Annotated in this window: 21 protein-coding genes; all 21 read right to left on the bottom strand. The window is 40.2% G+C overall.

Going from position 1 to position 22,724, the window contains the following annotated elements; all coding sequences use genetic code 11:
• Positions 1-18: 18 nt before the first annotated feature.
• Positions 19-2,145, bottom strand: coding sequence for a class I SAM-dependent methyltransferase (locus tag G586_RS25525; RefSeq protein WP_081674198.1), 2,127 nt, complete (start codon positions 2,143-2,145; stop codon positions 19-21).
• 3 nt (positions 2,146-2,148) lie between these two features.
• Entirely contained in the window at positions 2,149-3,510 is a 1,362-nt protein-coding gene (locus tag G586_RS0104780; RefSeq protein ID WP_026526814.1) for an ABC transporter ATP-binding protein, read from the bottom strand.
• Between the two features lie 27 nt (positions 3,511-3,537).
• Positions 3,538-4,560, bottom strand: a complete 1,023-nt coding sequence (locus G586_RS0104775; protein ID WP_051204532.1) for an ABC transporter permease — start codon at positions 4,558-4,560, stop codon at positions 3,538-3,540.
• Entirely contained in the window at positions 4,560-5,126 is a 567-nt protein-coding gene (gene rfbC / locus G586_RS0104770) for a dTDP-4-dehydrorhamnose 3,5-epimerase (RefSeq protein ID WP_026526812.1), read from the bottom strand. The genes G586_RS0104775 and rfbC overlap by 1 nt, the downstream gene beginning before the upstream one ends.
• 21 nt (positions 5,127-5,147) lie before the next feature.
• Positions 5,148-5,477 (bottom strand): hypothetical protein, encoded by a 330-nt coding sequence (locus G586_RS0104765; RefSeq protein WP_026526811.1) that lies wholly within the window; start codon positions 5,475-5,477, stop codon positions 5,148-5,150.
• Positions 5,467-6,336, bottom strand: coding sequence for a glucose-1-phosphate thymidylyltransferase RfbA (gene rfbA / locus G586_RS0104760; RefSeq protein WP_026526810.1), 870 nt, complete (start codon positions 6,334-6,336; stop codon positions 5,467-5,469). Before rfbA ends, G586_RS0104765 begins: the two co-directional genes overlap by 11 nt.
• Positions 6,337-6,475: 139 nt before the next feature.
• Positions 6,476-7,405: a glycosyltransferase family 2 protein gene (locus G586_RS0104755; RefSeq protein WP_026526809.1), complete on the bottom strand. Its 930-nt coding sequence runs from the start codon at positions 7,403-7,405 to the stop codon at positions 6,476-6,478.
• A gap of 124 nt (positions 7,406-7,529) precedes the next feature.
• Entirely contained in the window at positions 7,530-8,618 is a 1,089-nt protein-coding gene (gene rfbB, locus G586_RS0104750) for a dTDP-glucose 4,6-dehydratase (protein WP_026526808.1), read from the bottom strand.
• A 160-nt stretch (positions 8,619-8,778) separates the two neighbouring features.
• Positions 8,779-9,129, bottom strand: a complete 351-nt coding sequence (locus G586_RS0104745; RefSeq protein WP_035772500.1) for a multidrug ABC transporter — start codon at positions 9,127-9,129, stop codon at positions 8,779-8,781.
• Positions 9,126-9,506 carry an EamA family transporter gene (locus tag G586_RS0104740; RefSeq protein WP_026526806.1) on the bottom strand — a complete coding sequence of 127 codons (381 nt, stop codon included), beginning with the start codon at positions 9,504-9,506 and terminating at the stop codon, positions 9,126-9,128. The genes G586_RS0104745 and G586_RS0104740 overlap by 4 nt, the downstream gene beginning before the upstream one ends.
• Complete coding sequence (locus G586_RS0104735) at positions 9,496-10,470, bottom strand: SGNH/GDSL hydrolase family protein (protein ID WP_026526805.1); 975 nt, start codon at positions 10,468-10,470, stop codon at positions 9,496-9,498. The genes G586_RS0104740 and G586_RS0104735 overlap by 11 nt, the downstream gene beginning before the upstream one ends.
• Before the next feature lie 18 nt (positions 10,471-10,488).
• Entirely contained in the window at positions 10,489-11,571 is a 1,083-nt protein-coding gene (locus G586_RS0104730) for a hypothetical protein (RefSeq protein ID WP_026526804.1), read from the bottom strand.
• Positions 11,572-11,589: 18 nt separating this feature from the next.
• Positions 11,590-13,020, bottom strand: a complete 1,431-nt coding sequence (locus tag G586_RS24640) for an MBOAT family O-acyltransferase (RefSeq protein ID WP_051204530.1) — start codon at positions 13,018-13,020, stop codon at positions 11,590-11,592.
• Between the two features lie 141 nt (positions 13,021-13,161).
• Positions 13,162-13,917: a hypothetical protein gene (locus tag G586_RS0104720; RefSeq protein WP_026526803.1), complete on the bottom strand. Its 756-nt coding sequence runs from the start codon at positions 13,915-13,917 to the stop codon at positions 13,162-13,164.
• A 9-nt stretch (positions 13,918-13,926) separates the two neighbouring features.
• Positions 13,927-15,111: a DUF6077 domain-containing protein gene (locus tag G586_RS0104715; RefSeq protein ID WP_026526802.1), complete on the bottom strand. Its 1,185-nt coding sequence runs from the start codon at positions 15,109-15,111 to the stop codon at positions 13,927-13,929.
• A gap of 2 nt (positions 15,112-15,113) precedes the next feature.
• Positions 15,114-15,740: a uridine kinase gene (gene udk / locus G586_RS0104710; protein WP_026526801.1), complete on the bottom strand. Its 627-nt coding sequence runs from the start codon at positions 15,738-15,740 to the stop codon at positions 15,114-15,116.
• Between the two features lie 24 nt (positions 15,741-15,764).
• Positions 15,765-17,270, bottom strand: a complete 1,506-nt coding sequence (locus tag G586_RS0104705; protein WP_026526800.1) for a hypothetical protein — start codon at positions 17,268-17,270, stop codon at positions 15,765-15,767.
• A gap of 11 nt (positions 17,271-17,281) precedes the next feature.
• Positions 17,282-18,685 (bottom strand): MBOAT family O-acyltransferase, encoded by a 1,404-nt coding sequence (locus G586_RS0104700; RefSeq protein ID WP_026526799.1) that lies wholly within the window; start codon positions 18,683-18,685, stop codon positions 17,282-17,284.
• A gap of 54 nt (positions 18,686-18,739) precedes the next feature.
• Positions 18,740-19,957, bottom strand: a complete 1,218-nt coding sequence (locus tag G586_RS0104695; protein WP_026526798.1) for an SGNH/GDSL hydrolase family protein — start codon at positions 19,955-19,957, stop codon at positions 18,740-18,742.
• Between the two features lie 40 nt (positions 19,958-19,997).
• Positions 19,998-20,939, bottom strand: coding sequence for a glycosyltransferase family 2 protein (locus G586_RS0104690; protein ID WP_026526797.1), 942 nt, complete (start codon positions 20,937-20,939; stop codon positions 19,998-20,000).
• 15 nt (positions 20,940-20,954) lie between these two features.
• Positions 20,955-22,712, bottom strand: a complete 1,758-nt coding sequence (locus G586_RS0104685) for a DUF6044 family protein (protein WP_026526796.1) — start codon at positions 22,710-22,712, stop codon at positions 20,955-20,957.
• Positions 22,713-22,724 lie beyond the last annotated feature (12 nt).

The following is a 22,724-nucleotide window of genomic DNA, read 5'->3' as shown; positions in this document are numbered from 1 at the left end:
GCCTTTTCAGGCATCCCCTTATTTAGGAAGAAGTTTTCTTTTGATTTTTTCGAAAAATTCTCCCCTCTCCTCTACAGTATCATCTTCACCTGATCTAAGTGAATCCTCAAGGGTCACTGCTGTATCCTTGGGAATAAGTGTAGTCATCATTGTAACCTTAAGATGGTTTTCTCTCTTTTTAGTCACCTTGTCATCAGCAAAGCCAAACTCAATATTAGGGTCTTCCGTTCCAAAAACAATGCTATCTTCAGAAATCCATGATCCGTTGGGATGAATCGAAATAAAAGTATCGCCTTCCTCAACAGACACCCCATTCCAGACAACCTTCTTGATTGTAACAATACAGCTAGAAAAAGCAGGATCAATTCTGATATTCTGAATACTGTCGTTACACTCTATATCTATTGTAACCTCGTTGTGCTCATCATAAGTCTCATCAGGAAAAATGGAACTATCTTCACTATATCCATCTCCTTCATCAACATAGACCTGTATTTCCTCTGCACTTCTTGCAGTATCACTGCTTCCGGCCAATTCCTTTGGTACAATTGCTGTTCTTCCTATTGCCTTCCATAACTCGACAGAGGATTTTCTCCGTCCTGTCACGTATTTCTGGAAATCAGCCTCTTCGCTAAGCAGTGCCTTAATATCATTTTCCGAGAGTTCAATCTGATCATAAAGAGCCTTGACATCTAATTTATCTCGGCTTCTGTCCTCAAGCATATAGCTATATAGAGCCCTGAACGCAATCTCCTTTGGCGGAATACATTTACCATAAGTCCACTCATAGTCGATAATCGTCCATATAGGACCATTTACAAGAATATTCGGGAAAATAAGATCATAATCCGTAACCGGATAATCCGGTCTATATCCCATCCTCCTCATATACTCTCTAAACAATGCATTGAATGAATCCATATCATCGGACTCAAGACAAGCATCAAACAGCGCTGTGAGCGGAATTCCATTAACATACGAAAACATTGCGCACCTTGACTTTTCATCAAGCTGACAATCGTTAACCTCTAAGTCACCGCCCCTGTATCTCTCACGTAGTGCATAATATGCATCCTGCATACCAAAAATATGGTCCTCAGCAGCCTCTGTAAGAGGATATTTCTTGATAAGCTTTCTTCCAAGCTTATCTACAGTAATATCTGTTCTTATTTTAAACTCATCTGCCCTGTCATTAGAATACTTACAATATACCGTATCAAATCCGGGGCCTAAAATAACTTCGAAGGAATTGGCAAAATCGCCGTACATTCCATCATTTATCAAACATTCATAGGCTCTCTTTTCATTGAAAAGAAGAAGTCTGTCTCTATCGTAATTGCGTACATTATCCTGCAGTTCACCGTATGCAGGCAAATATCTGTCAGAATGCAGGGAAGTCATCAGCTTATAATCAGGGTAAGGATAGTAGAAATGATAATCCTTAATTCCGCACTTCTTGAAAATGCGGATAAGTCCGTTCCTGGTAAACGTCCTGGCAACTGAATCTTTTGAATATCCTTCGATTCCGTCGAAATATCCTCCAAGGTGATCCTCCGGAGCGCCTGCAAAATACTTAAGGCCGATTCTATTCTCAATTGCTATAACAATACGGCCATCCTTCTTCAAATGCTTCTGAAGCATTGAGAGGAAGTTCTCATAGGGATTGTCAGTACCAATGTAGCCTTGACCATACTCAAAAACACCTATAAGAAAAATAAAATCAAAATTATTGGGAAGATCTGGCTCTATATCCCTGAAATTACCTACATGTATAGTTACATTATCGCACTCGGAATTTCTGGTGGCATTGATCTCACTTCTCCTTCTGGAGAGATCACAGGCTACAACTTCTCCGGCTTTTTCTGAGAGCATGCCTGTAATAGCGCCACAGCCGGCACCTACCTCCAGTACCTTTTCCTTTCCGGTCATCGGAATCCATTCAACTATATTACTTCTAAGTTCAGAGAGGTGATATAGTATCGGCCAACTTGCCTTCTTTTCGATGATCTCAGGATATTCTTCCTTCTTATGCTTCCTTACAATTTCGAAGATTTCCTTCTCAACAGGGCCATCGCTGTAGAGATCAAGTCCGGCGTAATGCTTGAAATTCAGTTTTACATTGCCAATAAATACTTCTTCCTGCATGTCTTAATCCTTTTTCGCATCGGTTACGCATACTGCCGACTCCATATCGACATAGCCAACCGTGTTCTTGTCAGAAACTACAGTAATGCTCAGTGCATCATACAAACGATGATAAACAACAAAGTCATCCTGTTCAAAACCGGTTACTCCAAACGAGATCAGATAATCTCCCCCCTGTAAGAGCATTCTCTGCTTAAATGTAATATATTTTTCATCTCCGGCTTTAACGGGTTCAAGGAACGCCTTTTCCACCATAGAATTAGTTCCGGTTATCTCTATACCCATAATGTTCTTAATTGTGTAAGCAAAAATGGGTGCACTTATATCCTTAAGGAATTTCACTTTCATGTGGATAGTAAACTCGCTTCCCTTAATAATGGAATTGGTCTTAAGTCCTTTGGAATCAGTAATAAATATCTCAGATATCTGGGCACCACTATTACCATACTCAAGAAGCTCCGGATTCTGCTCGCCAAAGGCTATTGTTCCTTTGCCCTCCTCATTATCCTCAGCCTTGTCTTTTGTAGCGGTCTTGTCTGCTTTTTTACCGTCAGCCTTTTTTCCTGCTGCCTCCCTGATATCATCGTCCTCAAGAAGTGACTTAAAATCATTTTCCGGAAGTGGATACTGTCCAACTAAAACCTGCTTGTAAATATCTATCATTTTCTTGGGCGTTCCCTCTCCGAGGATTACACCCTGATTGAGCAAAACTGCTCTGTCACAATATCTGCTGATAGTCGATAGATCATGAGATACAAAAAGAATAGTCTTACCCTGCTTTTTGAACTCTTCAAATTTGTGATAACACTTTGCCTGAAAGAATACATCTCCAACAGAAAGCGCCTCATCAACTATAAGTATCTCCGGGTCGATATTGATAGCTACAGCAAATGCAAGTCTTACAAACATACCACTTGAGTATGTCTTAACCGGCTGATACACATAGTCTCCAATATCCGCAAACTCGAGAATCGCATCCATCCTGGCTTCAATTTCTTCTTCAGAAAAGCCAATCATCATACCGTTAAGGTAAATATTATCTATTCCGTTGTATTCGAGATTAAATCCTGCTCCAAGTTCAAGAAGAGCTGAAATATGTCCATCTACTTCAACGGTTCCAGACGTTTGTGATAAAACGCCTGTTATTATCTTAAGAATTGTCGACTTACCTGAACCATTAGTTCCGATAATACCTATTGTCTCACCCTTTTTAACAGTGAGATTAACATGATTTAAGGCCAGATGCTCAGTGCAGGAATCACCTTTCAAAAGTCCAAGCGCATCCTTTAGCCTGTCGGAATTCTTATTATAAAGTTTATACATTTTTGTCAGGTCAGTGACCTGAATCGCTATATCTTTATCCATAAACCAGACTTTCTATGCAGTCGGTAATTATAATACGTCTGCAAAATGTGATTTGGAACGCTTAAAGATCAGTGATCCTATGCAGAACAGCACCACGACTACAATCCAAAAATAAGTGCTTGAGTAAAAATGCTCAAAAAACCACTCATCTCCATAAACCGCATTCCTGTAGCCATTTACTATATATGTCATAGGATTAAGCTTTATGATCCATTTGAGATTATCGGGAAGCATGTTAATATCCCATAAAATAGGCGTAGCCCACTGTCCTACCTGCAAACATATTGCCAGAATCTGTGTCAGATCCCTGAAAAAAACAACTACAGAACATGTGGTATAGCAGATAGACAAAACGAGAATAAACTCGCATATAGCATAATAAAATATCTGAATGGTATAAATTGTTGGTGTATAGCCATACATTATAGCTACCACAAGCATTACACCTGCAAAGAATACATGTATAAAAAGCGCTGCAATTACCTTTATCAGCGGTAATATACTAATCTTAAACAAAACCTTTTTAACAAGGTAATTGTATTCCAAAAGTGATGTGGTTCCATTCATCAATGCTTCATTAAAGAAGAACCATGGAACAAGTCCTGTTGTGAGGAACAAGACATAAGGAACATCCACACCCCCGGCAACCATCTGAGACTTAGTCTGAAAAATCCTGTCAAAAACAAACCAGTACATCAAAACAGTGACCACCGGTTGAACCAGTGCCCACACAACGCCCATATAAGAGCCGGCATATCTTTTTTTGAAATCATTGACTGCCAGCCTTCGTATAAGTTTTCTGGAGTTATAAAGCTCCACAGGCAGGACCATGAGCTTATCATACCAAACCGTAACCAATATCATTGACATTACGATAAGAATGCATGCACAGATTTTTTTAAGCATCTCCGTATGCTGATCTGCAAGTGTATTGGTATGCATGACAATTATCAGCATTAAAACTACTGCAATAGCATAGAAGATGCCAAGTCCAACCTGTTTGGGAAGCTCACTAATAATTGGCAGTTTCTCAGCTTTACCCTTCGCCATTATTCAACTCCGTGGCTTTTTTTATAGTCTGCAAAAGAACCTCTCTTGGTATCTTTCTCTGAAAGAATGAGTTCTGATTCATCCTTGAAAGGCCACTCAACGCCAATGTCGGGGTCATTGTACATAATTCCGCCTTCATCCTCCGGATGATAGAAATCTGTACATTTATATGCAAACTCCGCATAATCAGACATAACTAAAAATCCATGAGCAAAGCCCTTGGGAACAAAGAACTGTTTCTTATTTTCTGCTGAAAGCACAACTCCGAACCATTTTCCGAAAGTAGCTGAACCCTCTCGAAGATCAACGGCAACATCAAAAACTTCACCCTTTAAAACACGGACAAGCTTATCCTGCGGATAATTATTCTGGAAATGAAGACCTCTTAAAACACCCTTTTTAGATGCTGACTGATTATCCTGTACAAATTCATACGGGATACCAATCTTCTCGAAATCTCTCTTTGAGTAGGTCTCCATAAAATAGCCTCTCTCATCCCCGAAAACCTGAGGGGTGATAACCTTAAGGCCTTCTATTTCACATGTTTCAACATTCAACTGTCCCATTATAAATAAATCCTCCAAAAATTAGTAATCTGAATTTCCATCCGACACATCTGGATCCGCATTAGCAGGCACAGGAACATTATCAACAACAATAACAACTGAAGGGCGCTGCTCACTCTTATCAAAAAAATCACCGGCCGTAAGAAACCCCTTAAGGTTATCTCCAATCTGCTCGCCAAAATCGGTAAGAGTCGCCTCCTCCTCTTCGACTACAGACACCGCCTCTTCCGTTTTTGAAGCGCCTATCATGGAATTGATTTTGTCCCTGTTTACGGCATAAACCACCACTCCGATCAAAACGACCGTAGTGATGATCGCCAATATAGACAACCTGAATGCCTTAGAGTCCATTCGCTACCTCAACAAGATATTTGCCGTAATCTGTCTTCATCAAAGGCTCAGCAAGTTTAAGAAGCTGCTCCTTATCAATGAATCCTCTCTTATATGCAATTTCCTCAATACAAGATACATAAAGTCCCTGTCTCTTCTGGAATGCACATACAAAGTCAGCAGCGTCAAGAAGTGAATCATGATTACCGGTATCAAGCCATGCAAAACCTCTGCCCATAGTCTCAACCTTAAGTGTTCCGCGACGAAGATACTCGTTGTTAACACTTGTGATCTCAATCTCGCCTCTTGCTGAAGGCTTAACATTTTTTGCTATTTCGATAACATCATTATCGTAGAAGTACAGACCCGGAACAGCATAGTTGCTCTTGGGATGCTCAGGCTTTTCCTCAATTGAGAGTGCCTTACCGTTTTCATCAAACTCAACAACGCCATACTCTCTGGGATCTCGTACGTAATATCCAAAAATTGTTGCTCCCTTTTCTCTTGATGCAACCTCTCTAAGAAGCTTACTGAAGCTCTGACCATAGAAAATATTGTCACCAAGAACCAGTGCTACGGAATCAGTGCCGATAAACTCAGCTCCGATAATGAACGCATCTGCAAGTCCTCTGGGCTCTTCCTGCACAGCATAAGAAAATGACATTCCAAGCTGCTCTCCTGTACCGAACAGGTCTTCAAAAATCGGAAGATCTCTGGGTGTAGATATGATAAGAACCTCACGTATACCCGCAAGCATAAGTGTTGAAAGTGGATAGTAGATCATCGGCTTATCATAAACAGGCATGATCTGCTTTGAAATGGCTCTTGTGAGCGGATACAGTCTTGTTCCGGAACCTCCGGCAAGTATAATTCCTTTCATGGAAATACCCTCCAAAATAATAATCTAATCAATAAAACTTTAATTTTTTACACATAAAAACATAATATGTGCAATACTACATCATCCTATAATATAACATAAAACACCAGTGTTTATCATTGGTTTATTATTAAGTGAATTATTTATCGTTTTTGCGAATCTCATCAATAATAAACGGTGGTCTTTTGCGGGCTTCTTCAAGCACACGCCAGATATATTCGCCCAAAACTCCCAAAGTAAGCATTATCATTCCTGATGCAAACAAAACCACACACATTAGGGATGCATATCCGGCAATCGGAGTGCCAACCGTAAGCTTTTCATATATAGCGCTTATTATGCCTATGAATGCGGCAATCGCAAACAGCACTCCACAGATACTCATCATGCGAATGGGAAAATAGGAAAAGCTCATCATTGAATCCACGACCAGCTTAAACTTCTTACCGAATGTCCATCTGGAAATTCCAACAGTTCTGTCCTTTCTGTGGAAATATACCTTGGCTGATTTAAAGCCTATCCACATGACCTGAAGCGTAAGTGATGAATTCTTTTCATCCATCATTTCAAGTACCTTTATGGCCTGTCTGTCAAGGAGGTAGCAATCACATCCACCCTGAGGCATATCTTTGTTGATTGTCTTTCTTACAAGCCAGTAGTACATACCTGCAAAGAACTTTTTAACTGCACCCTCATCTCGCTCTGAGCGAATAGCAAGTACAACCTTATTGCCTTCCTTCCACTTCTCATACAGATCAAGAATAAGTGTTGAATCCTCCTGAAGATCCGCCTGCTTTGTAACAGCACAATCGCCGGTACATACTGACAGTCCTGCAAGTATTGCCGCGTGTTCTCCAAAGTTTCTGGAAAGCCTCGTACAAACGACATTCTTATCCCTGGCTGCTATCTTATTCATGATCTCCCAGGAATTATCACCTGAGCCATCGTCTACAAATACAATCTCATAATCTCCAAGTTTCTCGAAGATTTTCTCTTTCATATCCTCATAGAGCATCTCAAGAGTGTCTGAGTTATAGTAGACGGGTATCACGATTGATATTTTGCTCATAAAATCACCTAGTCCTTATAACGCAACAACAGAGAGCCTGGCATTTATATGCCATAGCTCTCTTGTCATAGTCTAATTTATCGCATTTATTCTTCGGCAGTCGGAAAAAGCTTGTATCAAATAATCAAAGCTTATCTCCATACATGCTGTCATAATATTTCTGGTAGTTACCGCTTGTAACATGCTCCATCCAATCCTCATGTGCAAAGAACCACTCGATAGTCTTTCTGATGCCTTCCTTGAACATGGTCTCAGGCTCCCAACCGATTTCCTTCTTGATCTTATCGGGAGCGATCGCATAACGGCGGTCATGGCCCTTTCTATCCTCTACATAAGTGATAAGGTCATATGTGAGCTTTTCTTTTCTGGGATCTGAATCATCAAGGGACTCTCTTAAAACATCGATGATTGTCTGTACGATCTCAATGTTCTGCTTCTCATTATGTCCACCGATATTGTAGGTCTCAAAAAGTCTGCCCTGCTCCTGAACCATGTCGATTGCCTTAGCGTGATCCTCAACATAGAGCCAGTCACGAACATTCTTACCATCGCCATAAACAGGAAGTGCCTTACCCTCAAGTGCGTTGTGGATCATAAGAGGTATAAGCTTCTCCGGGAACTGGTAAGGTCCATAGTTGTTGGAGCAGTTTGTGATGTTTGCAGGGAACTTATATGTATCCATATAAGCCTTAACAAGCATATCTGAGCTTGCCTTACTTGCTGAGTAAGGGCTGTGAGGATCATACGGTGTATCCTCATAGAAGTATGCATTAGGATCCTCAGGGAGTGAACCATATACCTCGTCTGTACTTACATGAAGGAACTTCTTGCCCTCTTTAAAAGAACCATCCGGGAGCTCCCATGCCTTCTTAGCAGCATTAAGCATTGTAGCTGTTCCGAGAACGTTGGTCTCAACGAATATCTCAGGATTTACAATTGATCTGTCTACATGACTTTCAGCCGCAAAGTGAACAACTCTGTCAATGTCATTCTCTTCAAAAATCTTGTTAATGGCATCTCTGTCACAGATGTTTGCCTTAACAAATGTATAGTTATCTCTGTTCTCAATATCTTTGAGATTCTCAAGGTTACCTGCATAGGTAAGAGCGTCCACATTTATAATACGGATCTCACTGTCATACTTTTTAAACATGTAGTGAATGTAATTGGATCCGATAAATCCGGCTCCTCCTGTTACAAGATATGTTCTCATTTTAACTCTCCTAATTTCTTATTTTTCTTTTAATGAATCTATAATATTCTCTCGCAGGAATTATGACAAACTCCTACAAGATAAAATTATAACCGTAATATTAATAACACGCAAGACAGGCAAAACTAGCCGCCTAATCCAGAACTTAATGCTCCGGATATTAACTGATAATATCTTTAGAGTAAAACAACAATATTCCACATATTATCAGAACCATACCCACAAGCTTGTTTCTTGTGATTTTTTCCTTAAAAATGATTCTGCTGAGAAACATCACAAGAATATATCCAACCGGCTCAATTATGACCACATACATATACGGCATATGACCGTAGCATATGATTGCCACAAGCATGGACACCACCAGAAGTCCATATCCTCCTATGACCAGTATATTGAGATACTGTCTGATAAAGGATGAATATTCCTTCTGTGAACTTCTTTTGAGAAGCATCTGTGATATAGAGGCAATAAGCTGCCCGCCTAGAGCAAGTAAAATGAAAGGTATCATAAGTCGTCACCTCCCACTTCTCCGTTTTCCTTATCTCCGCTTCTGGAATTAAGGACAATCGTTCCGGCAATAACCATCAGCACTCCCAAAACCTTGACCAATGTAACCTCTTCGCGAAAAATCAAAGCGCTCCACAAAAGTGACCATAAAAGAGTCATTGCTTTATTCGCATATGCTATTGAAAGCTCAAAGCGTTTCAAAAGCTGCTGCCATAATATGGCATATACTCCAAGAACCGCAAAGTCGAGCAAGTAAAGAAGTATAAATTCTTTCGATAAAAACCTATAATTCGAAACAAACTTACTTATAACCGTAGTAAGAGAGTAGATAAAAACCGCTCCCTGAAGAAAAATTATCGCCTTTATCTTATTTTGCATAAATTACCTCCGCAAAATGCTTGGCAATGTGCTTGTTTGCATCCTTATTTACATGAATATTATCAAGCAGGAATTCTGAGCTGTTGCCCTCATCTATTGTTCCATAATAGTTATCAATAAATGAAACTCCGGTTTCACCACAGGTATCGATCATATGCTGGCGATAGGTAGTAAGCTTACCATTTCCAAAGTCAACCCTGTCTCCATTTTTCAGAACGCCATCTGCATCGAAGGCATAGCAGAAGGTGAAGGACATGCAGACAATTCGTATAAAAGGATATTTTTCCTGAATCATTTTTATTCCGGAATCAAGTGCCCCCATATAAGTCACAGGATCCATCTTATCACCGGGATTCATTCCGGGACGAAGCTTAATGTAATCATCTGCATCATAGTAAACAACCAATGTATCTACTGTATTCATATCAAGATCACAAAGCTCCTGCGCATGCTGCTGCAATGTAATATCTCCCAAAGCCCATGCTGCATCAAGAATCTCATTGGTTCCACCCTGGGTTAAAGCCTTGGAACAATTGTAAAAACTGAATTTGTCCATAGCATCGCCATCACCATCAGGTGCAGAAAGAGCAATAGTGCTTCCGCCAAATCCTGCATTTATTACTGTTGCACCAGTAAGCTTCTCTATCTGTGCGCAGAGACCATCATCCGACATATCATAAGTGACAGAATCATTGCCAAGGACAAGTATCGTCTCCTTGCCATCATCCTCATGACCTTCTTTTTTCTCAGCCGGAAGAAGGAAAATCTGATCCTCTATCTCAACCTCGAACTCTGTAGGGTCTACATCAGAATTATCAATTTCTCTTCCCTTATTCCACTTGATCAGTCTGAATGCGCCAAAACCGATCAAAAATACAATAAGTCCAAGAACCACCAAATGTACCCAAAAAGGTATACCGGCTCCTGTATTGTTTTCTTTATCTTCTGACCTAAAATCTGCCATAATAACCTCTCTTACTTATTACCAGTACTCAGCAGAAAACAATCCATCAAAATCAAATTCCTCAACTATCCGCCTCATTTTTTCAAGTTCTGTATCGAACTCTTCGATACTTTTTACCTCATGTGTTCCATCTGAAAAGCACTCAGTCATATAGCGGTTTATTCTGGGATGATAATGCGTATAATCTGCATAGTTACCTAGGTCTGTCACTATATCTTCCATATTCTGAAAATAAAACAGACGCACATTATCATACTTCAAAAGCTCGCCGGCCGCAAATCTATACTGTTTCATGGTAGCTTCTAAATGGTTTTCCGTTAAAACATTATTCCAGTAAAGAATGCTGTAAGGCGGAAAGAATACGAAAAATACGGTGTCCGGGTTATCTCTTATAAACGGAAGAATATTAGTTTCAAGATTCTCCTTTGTCTGGGGCAAAAGAAGATCCTCATCCATTTCATCCTCTACAGGCTCCGGAGCCTCATAACCATGCATAACATAGTTGATGTTATAGTAATCATCAGTCCACCAGCTGGCATAAACTTCCGAAAGATCTGTCCCCTTCTTTTGAATGATGGGCTTAAGAATATATTCAAGTACCACATCCTTATTCCAAAGATACTTCACATCATTTATAGGGTTATTGTCATACAGATACATCGGAAGCTCATATTTGATTTCATCCGTTGCCGCTGTCAATGTAGGGATATCCAGCCCTAGAAAAACTGCTTTTACTGCGGTCTTTTTTCTTGAAGGTGAGTTTTTATCAAAAACAATGCTAAGGATATTATAATCATCTCTGGGATATGCACCGCTATATGAAAGCTTTAACGTATTAAGTCCCATGAGCTCCATAAAATCACTTGTATGAAAATTCACAGTCATAGAGGATCCGATTATACAGCTGTCATAGTCCATTCTCTTCGCCATTCCCGGATTCTGCGAAAGCTGATTATCAACAATATATGGAAATCCCTCAAGGGGTTCATGAAAATGAAAGAAAGGGTCCACATATAATACAAGAGCAGACACCAAAAGAAGCAGCACGAGGACTACTGCGGCAAAACGGAATATAAAGTTTTTGGTATTGTTATTATTCAAAGCTTTATCCTCGTATAATCAGAAATTAACGTAAAGGAAGCTGCTGACTCCTCCAAGACTCAGCACTCCCCACACAAAAATAATCCCATAAAAAACAGACAATCCCCACACCTTTACTCCTGCGACCTCTCGCTTTCCCAAAACAATCTCAGCGCTTTTATCCGCAAGCTTTCTTGCTGTTTTTCCACTAAAAATGAAAAATGAAGAAAACACAAGAATTATCCACATACAAATGTAATTACTCTTATTCCATGAAGGTATGGGTGTAACCTTGAACATATACCAGATTTCATTCATCATAAAGCACTCTGCAAACTTAACTGAAATATGCAGCCCCCTCCATGCATCAATGTTTACTATTTTTCCAAGAAGAGTAATCGCCTCATTCACACCGGGTGCACGGAAAAATACCCATGCGGCAGTTACATATATGAATGTAAGAGCAGTGTTAATGACTTGCCCAAAATTACTATAGCCACCGCCATTACCCATTTTGGTACTGTCTCCAGCCAAATTACTGTGCTTAAAAGTATCAATAAATAAGCGTCTTATCACCATAAGAATTCCGTGCATCAACCCCCATATAACGAAATTCCATCCATTACCATGCCATAATCCGCTAATAAAGAACACGATCAGAATATTCAGATAGGTTCTCAAACTACCTTGTCTGCTTCCTCCAAGAGGAATGTACAAATATCTTGTAAAGAACCTTGTCAGTGAAATATGCCATCTATCCCAAAACTCAGCTATATTTCCTGCTGTATAAGGTGCATTGAAATTGTGTGCAAGATCCACTCCGATCATTCTGCAGATTCCCTCTGCCATATCGCAGTATCCGCTAAAATCAAAATAAAGCTGGAACGAATAAGAAACCGCCACCAAAATTGCATCAAGCGCAGTCATAGTTGTGACCATACCATATCCAAAATCAACCGCTCCGCCCAGAACATCAGCCAAAAGTACCTTCTTGGCAAGTCCAAGCGAAAAAAGCATAAGCCCTGCAGCAAAATCCTCCAGGGTGAGTTTTTTATCGGAAAGGCTCTCCAGACCAGCCGTTATGCTCTTATAATCTGCAATAGGCCCCTGTAATATCTTTGGAAAAAACAGAATATAGCATAAGTAATCAAGCAGATCAAAATCACTGCTTATTCCCACACAAAGCTCTGCAATAAACATAATCTGCGAAAAAGTATAAAAGCTTATGGCTACCGGCATAGCCCCGGTGCCAAAATACTTAAATCCGGCAAGAAGTACAATATTTCCGGCTATGGCAATTCCCTTAAGTAAATCTACAGTCTTATCACCTTCAGCCGAATTTTTACCTACACTGGATATTTCAAAGGAAAAAGAAAGATTCCAAACAATGCTCAAAAGAAAAACAGAAATACTAAAAGCACCATATCCCACGAAAAAAAAGGCTGACATCGCTATCAGCCATAATTTCATCAGCGCTCCCTTTCTCTTCTCTTGAGAAATGAATCGCCTGATCCCCCACACTCCTAATAAAAATGCGGGCAAAAATATGAAAATAAATGAATAAGAATTAAAGGTCATATCTATTCACTATTTCCGAAATGCTTGCAATTTTCACTGCAACAATTCAGGATCCTCATAAATGTTATAACCGCCAACCGTTTCTACCAATGTAAGCCCCATATCCTCGAGCTTTACATCTATAGCTCTATCCTTGTACATAACAATATATCTGCATTGTGCCTGTCTTGTTGCTTCAAGAAGCTCTCCTGCATTAATAACTTCCGGCTTCTCAAATGCTTCATGAACAGCATTGTAGTATTGATTGTGTGGAACGTCACGGCCATAGGGCATAAGAATACTAGTATCGTACTGCCTCACAAAATGCAAAAGCTCAGAAGGAAACACTGCTCTTACTCTGGGTTCCCCTTCCTCAGGGCTTATCACATCGCAGACATCGACTACAACCTGAGGAATATGATAAGCATTTTCTGCCTTAAGCATATACTCATTTTTATACACTATACTTCCGCCGAGAATAATAATAGCACTTACCACAGCAAGACCAATCCGCTTATGGTCCATAAAAAGCTTGCATCCTGCATAAGCTATCGATACTGTCATTGGAATCATCCATAAAATTCGATAATATGTATCGCCCTCTTTAACAGCCGCAAAGACAATTCTTGTAAACGGTGCGAAAAATCCCACCAATATGATAAGTGGTGCCACGGCCATGACAAGCTTTTTTCTCATATCCTTTTCAGCAACAAGAAGATAGAGCATTGAAGCCACATACAGAGCCAGTAAATAACCATTGCCGCCATATAATTTGAATATGACCCAGCACTCCATGAAAATTCCGTACATCAAAGCACCTCACTTTAGAAAAACATACAAAACAGAAAGATAAATGCCTGTCGGAATCACAGACAAAATTGCCTTGGGAATGATCCTGAAATCCCTTGTGTAAATAAGGAGTAAAAATGAAAACAATCCTGCGAGACCAGTTCCGAAAACAATTCCCATTGAACTCATAATTCCGGCAGTCATATTGAGCAGAAATAGTAAAATCCATGTACTATTACGTACAATTCTGCTACCTCCGCCTGTCTCCTCATTCCATAAAAATCCAGGCTTCCTGCAATCATCAAACATCCACAAAAAAAGCCATACAACAAAGGGTAATACAAAATTTGAAGTCATGGATTTCCCCTGCCATGTTCTCATCATCAGAAATGTTTCCGCTGTATAGATTGAGGTGTTACCGAACATTGTAAGCAGAGATACAAAGATCATATAGATTGGAAGCATGTCCTGTCGTCTTCCCATAAGGATACGTCCAATCTCCAAATATATAAGGTATGTCATGGGCAGTATAAGAAGCGGCATTATGGTATGTGAAACTATTGTCGCATGGATACCACTCATTTTTGCTATAAAAGCAATCCAAAGTGTAAATACCGCCATAGCATGCCTTAGGTCAAGTGCGGTTGAACTGCCTGTATAGGGATGTATTGTATTCATAACCCCTACCTGCTGTGCAAGCACTGATTCAACAACATAATAGGCATCATCTCCATCGAAGGGCGCCATGGTCACTGCTTTATACAGCTGAAAAATGACAATCAGACCAAAAATCCCCCAATACAAAAGGCTTTCCCTTGAGTACTGAAATTTCATAACTCTGACGTCAGTTCGAGGACTGATCATTGCCTCGGGCTTAGCTCTCTCATCACCGGGAAAAAGCAGATAAAAAAGATTGGCTCCTTTATAATACGCCTTTTGTACATCCCAGATTCTTAACGCATAACCAATGACAGCCAGAATTCCTTCCATTCCTGTATAGGCTACAGAGCACTTGTCAAAAGCTCCATATTGTATTTTGAACATGCACCAGATAGCGATGACCTCAAAAACCGCAAAGGACAAAAGATATCCGCACAAAAAAGTAATACCTACTGTCTTTTTAGTACGCGGAAGAATTCTTTGCACCAAAAAGCCAATCCCCATAGGAACTATAAAAAGCCACAATATAAGAGTAAGTGCGGACAAAACCACCATACTCAGTTGACCTCCTCCCTAAGCATAGCCTCCAAATGTTCAGTAAATATATTTATTCCGGTAAGGTTTTCACCACCTCTTGGAATAATAAGATCTGCGTATTTTTTACTGGGTTCCACAAACTGCTCATGCATAGGCTTAACAGTCTGTGAATACTGTGTCAAAACAGATGAAACGCTTCTTGCACGCTCAATAGTGTCACGTCTTATACGACGCATAAGTCTCTCATCTGCATCAGTGTCAACAAACACCTTTACATCCATAAGGTCTCTTAAAGCCCTGTTTTCAAGGATAAGGATACCCTCAAGAAGTATTACCGGCTTAGGCACAATGTGGATAGTCTGATCAGAACGATTGTGAATTGCATAATCATATACAGGAATATCCACTTCCTCACCTCTCTTGAGCTTTTCAACATCCCTGATAAGAAGCTCTGTATCAAAAGATGACGGATGATCATAATTTAATCTGGATCTTTCATCGTAAGAAAGATCGTTATGTGCCTTGTAATATGAGTCATGGCTGATAACTACGATATCATCTCCGAATTTCTCTCTTATCCTGGTTACGATGGTGGTCTTTCCGGAAGCTGAGCCTCCTGCTATACCTACAATACAAATTTTCTTCATAAAAACCTCACTTTCCGAACTGTATCACTCATCGATTTCATAACTGTGTGATGACTCACAATAGATGTGTGCGAGCATTTCTCCGCTCTCATTATCATATGTAATTATCTGAACATCATCCTTCAGATAATTATCATCATAGAGAAAATTGTTTTCCTCATCCGAAGTAAGATACAACAGACGGAATCTTTTTTCAATAGGAACATATGTCATCTCACCCATGGAAGTTGACATATTCTCAATCTGTTCATAATCCACAGCCTCATAAATATTTCCTGAAGCCCTGTCTATAAGCATGAAATACTGCTGATGATTTTTTGATGCCTCATAAACCCTGTCAGTTCCCGTGAGATTAGAAATAATATGTGTAAACCACGGATCCTGAAGAGCCGGTGAATCTTCAGTCAGATACACGATTGCACTTGCTTTTCCAAGAGTAAGCTCATTTAACTGAGTCGTAAGAAGTCTGTGCTTAATTGATATTGAACGAACTTCCTTATTATAATCCTTGCAGAGCTTATCCCAGTTTGAATATGAATCATCGCCCCTGTGATCTGGAAGATCAGCATTCTCGCTAAACCAATTTCCAATGTAATCAGTAACCTTTTTGGCACCTGTAGACGACAAATGTCCAGGGTCGCATAAATCCGTCATGGGATCAATGAGCCCTTCCATCTGAAGCATATTTATATAAGGCACTCCATAATTTGCAGCAACTTCTGCAGCAGAGTTAGCTGACTTTATATCCTGCTCCTCAGCAGAAAAAGGAAGATATGTAACAAGTACACCTATCCCATCCCTCTGGCACTCATCAATGATTTTCATAAGATACTCTTCGCAGACAGTATGTTCCGAGAGCTTATCATCCGGGTTATACTCTGTCATACCATTGTCATTCCACTCGAGCTCATGCTTCATCTCGGCACCCATAAGAGTGTTATACTCGGACTTCCCGGTAAGCTTCTGAAAATCCTTCTGCTCAAGCTCACTCCATCTGTTGTGATACACAATGAAATCAAACAGATACTCATACTGAATCTTGGGATCATGTACAAGATCTTTAACAGCAGCAATCTTAAGCTTACTCAAAGGATAAGCATCCATATTAAGATGAAGCTGACTGACTGCTGCCTGCTTGAATTCCTTAGGCGTATCCTCATACATTTCATCTACATATTCATAATTTCTGTCCATCATGTAGCAGTCAACCACAACGTATTTGGGCTTGCAGTAATCAAGCGCCCTTATAAGCTGCCAGTAGCTCTCCTTAAGAAGGCTTCCATGACCACCCAGATTATATGATGTGATTCCGTAATCCTGATACAGATCAATGGGATTAATACCGTTGATCACATGAGATGAACCTATGAAAAGAACATCAAGATGATCCTTTTTTGCTTCCTCAAAGAAGCTCTTGTTTTTCATATAACTGGTTTTTCTCTCGGTTACAACCATAACCGTAAATAACGTAGCTGCAAGCAGAAAAAGAAATACAGCCGTCTTTATTACAAGAATAATTTTTCTCTTCATGATATGGTCCCTTAAAAGTTTTGGTAAATGAATCCGGCAGCATCATATCCGGGCCCCCAGATTCCGCAAGTAACAATCACTGTGACAGCCACTATATATATAAGCCATCTAAGCCAGATTCCCTGCCTTGTAATTCTCTCGGAAATTTTGATATCTAGTCTGTTAGCGATATCAACGCCTATCAGGATGCATATCGAGATCAGTAGCAAAAGAACATTCGGCCTGTCCAGTCCGAGTTCATAAATAGTACCCTTCGAAATGAACCAAGGCGCGGGTTTCAATATATGTAAGACCATATAAATTGCTGATGAAAAATCCTTAACCCTAAAGAATATCCACGCGATATCTACAAGAATAAATGTGGTAACAATCTTTAAAAGTCTGTGAGAAAAGCTTCCGGTCTCAACCTTAAATACTGTGCACAGACGCTCTTTTACAGGCTTAAGCATATGTCCCGCAACCTGATAAAGTCCGTGTAGCAAGCCCCAAATCGCAAAGGTATAAGTTGCACCATGCCACAAACCACTAAGAATAAATACAATAAGAATATTTATATACTTTCTCGCTGTTCCTTTTCTGTTTCCGCCAAGAGGAATATATACATAATCCCTGAACCATGAGGATAAAGAAATGTGCCAGCGTCTCCAGAACTCCTGAATTGATGATGCCATGTAAGGTGCATCAAAGTTCTTCATGAGATCAAAGCCAAGAATCCTTGCACAGCCAATAGCTATATTGCTGTATCCGCTAAAGTCGCAGTAAATCTGAAATGTATATAATATCGAAGCTATCAGTGTTGCAGTACCGGCATATTTTACAGGATCAGCGTCAATAGCCGACACAAGTATCGCACACCTGTCAGCTATTACCATTTTCATAAAATATCCCCAAATCATCTGAAGAAGTCCATCTCTCATTCTGTCATAACTAAACTTCTGAGGATTTTTGAACTGCCTAAGCATATGTCCGGCACGCTCAATAGGTCCCGATGTCACCTGAGGGAAAAACGAGATAAAAAGTGATAATAAAAGGAAATTCTTCTCAGCATAAAGATCCCCTCTGTAAACATCCACGAGATAGCCAATTGCCATAAACATGAAAAACGACATACCCGCTGCTGCAAGAAAGGTTAATCCCGTATACTTTGAAAGGGCAAGAATTACCAGATTTGCAATGACAACAACTGAAAGTACAGCCTTTTTCTTTCCACCCTCCAGCTTCTCTATAAGTCTGCCTCCCACATAAGTGGATACAGATGTAAAAAGAAGTACCGGAAATCCCCTGAGGTCAAGGGACAGATAGAAGCCCCAGCTCATCAAAAAGAGCCAGATATATCGGATTTTGGCGGGAATCAGAAAATAGATTAACGCCATAATGGGCAGAAGTATTATAAACTGTACTGAAATCAGTTGCATTATTTGACCTCATTTAATTCATTATGTATTTTTTGTCCTTACAGGACCTAATTATCAGCGACCAATGCTTTTCTTATATTCCCAGAAATCAAAGCCATTGAATTCAAGGTAAGGCATTTCACTGTCATCCTTTCCTCGAACCTTCTGAATAAGGTGTGCGAGGACTGCGGAATATATCTGCCTTCCTTTTTCGTTATAGTGAAGTCCGTCAGAAAGATAATCCTCTACTGTCTCAAGCTTAAGATCAAACATAGACGCATACATTGAATCCATGTACATAAACCCTGAAGAACCCGCAAAATTGCTTGCAGTGTTTGCATACTCACAAAGAGGTCCGATTCCCTTACTTATTACATAGCTGTCACCGATAAGCTGACCTGATCCATTGTACCAGACGCAGTACGAAGGGCTACACATGATAAATTTCGCATTAGGACTTATTTTCTGAAGTGTTTCAATTCCCTCTGTCAATGCACCATTGTAGGTATGGATATCGTTATTGTTTGAAGCATTAAACAAATCCTTACCGTTAATATAGTCATTGGCGCCGTACTCAATAACGTAAAGGTCAACATTCTCAGGCTTTACCTTCTTAAAGTCCTCAATCATTGCATATGGCTCAAGAAAATCGGAAGAGCATTTACCTGCAAGCGCATAACATATTCCAACAAAGCATGAATCATTGAAAGCAGATACATCATCGAAATAATCTTCTCTTCCAAGAGATGCTGATGTTCCGCCTATTGCAAGGTTATAAAACTTAACGTCCTTATCGAGGAGGCAGCATGTATAGGCCGGTATCTCGGAAGCAGTGCCTCTCGCATTATCAAACTGGCTGTCTCCCATGAAAACTATATCATAGTTTTTATCTTCTTCAGGTACTACAGGCTCTGCAGTCTCTGCAACTTCCTCTGCAGGAGCTTCTTCCGGAGTCTCTGCGGGCATTTCAGCAGGCTGAGTAACTTCCTCTACAGGTATCTCCGGCTCTACTATCTCTTCAGGATCAAAGGATACTCCTTCTGGTGATACGTTTGATACAGCATCTCCCTGAGATACAGCATCATCTGAAGCGGTCTGGGCACCGGTATCAGATACTCCATCAGACACTGATGCACTTTCCTCCACTGAATCAGCATTCTCCGCTGCATTTGCGGTATCATCCTGTACTGCGGTGTTTTCAGCGTTAGCAATCGGCCTTGAAGGGTCATCGCATCCAAAAAGGGTCATGCTAAGCATAACCGATGTCATTAAAATAGCTATTTTTCTTTTCATAGTTTCCTCCAGTCACAGCGTCCCCTCTAAAAACCGGCGATCATTTTCGTAAAAGACGCTTTTTCTCTGAATTGAGGCTTATAAGTCTCATCTCAAATTCCCTTCTGTGATTTATAGTAAGATTGTGTAATATCATACCCGCAAACAGTGATAAAATCGCTGCGAGCATGACAAATCCGCAGACTATAAGCGTAGGAAATCGCTCAACCAGACCGGTTTCAAGGTATTCTGCAAAGATCGGAATGAAAAATGCAACCGAAATAATTGCCAGAATCAGTGAAACGATCAAAAAAAATCCCATGGGCTTATAATCCCTGTAAAGTCTTGCAATAGTCATGAGAACTCTCATGCCGTCCGAATAAGTATTGAGCTTGGACTCTGAACCTGCCGGTCTGTCACGAAACTCAATGATATAGTTTTCAATCTGCATATGGTTATTGACCGCATGTATTGTCATCTCGGTCTCAATCTCAAAACCTGTTGATAATACCGGAAAAGTCTTGGCAAACTCAAAGCTAAAGGCCCTGAATCCTGTCATTACATCTCTGATATCACAATCAAAAAGACGATTAATACTGCCTCTGACCAAGCTATTTCCAAAATTGTGAAACGGTCTCTTATTTTCAGTAAAATATGTGGAAGATAATCTGTCTCCCACAACCATGTCAGCGTTTTTTTCCAGTACAAGCTCGCACATTCCCGGAGCTGAATCCATGGGATAAGTATCATCCCCATCAACCATAACGTAGCACTCCGCATCTATCTCGCGGAACATTCTTCTGATTACGTTTCCCTTGCCCTGAACATATTCATGGCGTACAACCGCGCCGTTAGCCATCGCAATCTCAGAAGTCCTGTCTGTTGAGTTATTGTCATATACATATATAACAGCATCCGGAAGCGCTGCTCTCGAATCCTTTATAACTTTTTCAATTGTCTGTTCCTCATTGTAGCAGGGAATCAAAACTGCTATCTTATCCATTTAAACCCCCGATTATCAATTATTCACTCCGTACACATAGATTTTGTATGGTGATGTGGAGTCCTCATAAACTCCTTTAATAAAAAGCCCCTTTTCAGTGGCGTTACTAAGCTCAATCCTTGAAAAAATGTAGCTGCAGGAAAGATCAGCAAGCGCATCTGTATCGATGTATATATCGTTGTCAGTCACTCCGCTATAGCTTCTCGTCGCCATAACAATTGTATCGTCTGTACCCGAATACAGATAGCAGCGCGCGCCCCAGTCATCAAAATATATTCTGGTATTTTCCTTTCTCTCAAGAGCCGGCGCAATGACCTTTCTGAATCGCTCTTTGTATTCCTGCGAATAAAATCCGAGATACCCATCAAGCGTTGATATGCCATTATATTCAAGCACTGCAGGATGCATTCCATATGCAACTGCCCACTCACCTTCGCCATAACCGATATCGCTTTTTATTTTATCAAAAAGGCGGCAGGAATAAAACTCTCCGTAGCTCAGCCTGTCAACCTCATGCCCGGTCTTAATCCTGTACGCAGTTCCGTAAGCAGTATCGTACAAGTCATTATAATGCTTAGAACCAAGAAGAATTACAAATACAGCGATTACCGGAAGAATTCTCGCAAGAAGCCTTAAGAAAATATTGTCTCTTCTGGCCATTCTTATACAAATAATAAATAGAGACGCATACCATAAAAAGGGACTGAAGAATATAGTTCTGTTAAACTGCCATCCGGTAAGCGGCGGTAGCACAAAGGCCACAAAGTTTCTCATTCCTTCACTGTAATATATTCCATATACAAAGCTGTTAAATACCAGTAGTACAGCGAAAAGATTATAAATGTCATGTAGCATGCCCTTAAAATCTCTGCGCATGATATATCCGGCATTCAGATATATGAAATACAATGTACATACCGGTAATACCAAATACTCATGTGCATCGTCAGCATGCATCATGCCCCGCCTAAACACATCAAAGCTCTCTGCCACAATCTGAGAAAAGCCCATAGATGCATCCTTCATCGTACTTCTTATTGTAACTTCATCGGAAAAGAGCATAGCTCCAAACAACCGATATTCAAGTATCACAAAGCCTGCTGCAAGAACAATAAGTGAGAGGCATAGCGGAACCGAGAGCTTTCTGTCAGCAATAAATCTCCAAATGATCGCAAGCACCAGATAACCCAGTATGAACATTCCAAAATACGAAAAATATGATACCACCGGATAAAGGAAAAGCAGGACAAAGTATTTAATGGAATCTCTGCAGAATCCAAGTATATATATTTTTCTTAATAAAAAGATCACCAAAGGTATGGATGCAAACGGAATTCCAAAAGCCGGAAAAAGATTAAGTATTCCATACGCAAATGCACAGATCCACGCGATATCTCCCGGATTCTCTTCCTTCATCATATCCTTTGCAAGAAGAAGGCATGACACAATAGCAATCACAATTTTCAACAGATATCCAAGGACATATGCGACATACGCAGGAAATATCATATATAGAACACTATAGAGATAGAACTCTCCCGGCAGATTATCTCTGCTTATTCCATTAAGAAATGGGACATTCGCGCCATGAGCAAAGAATGTCCCTGTGTTTTTCATCATTTTGTACTGGGCCACAAACAGGTCCAGATTGTCAGGTATCGCTATGTAGCTGTTCTCTCCCACTATCATATATAAAGCAAAAACAGCTAGCATAAAAATACTTATAAGGCAGATATACCACCTTGTTGCGATTTTTCCGGCTATTGACCTCACAATTCCTCCAAT

The organism is Butyrivibrio sp. VCD2006 (assembly GCF_000423925.1).
Lineage (GTDB): Bacteria > Bacillota > Clostridia > Lachnospirales > Lachnospiraceae > Butyrivibrio.
This window is presented reverse-complemented; position numbering and strand designations above follow the sequence as displayed.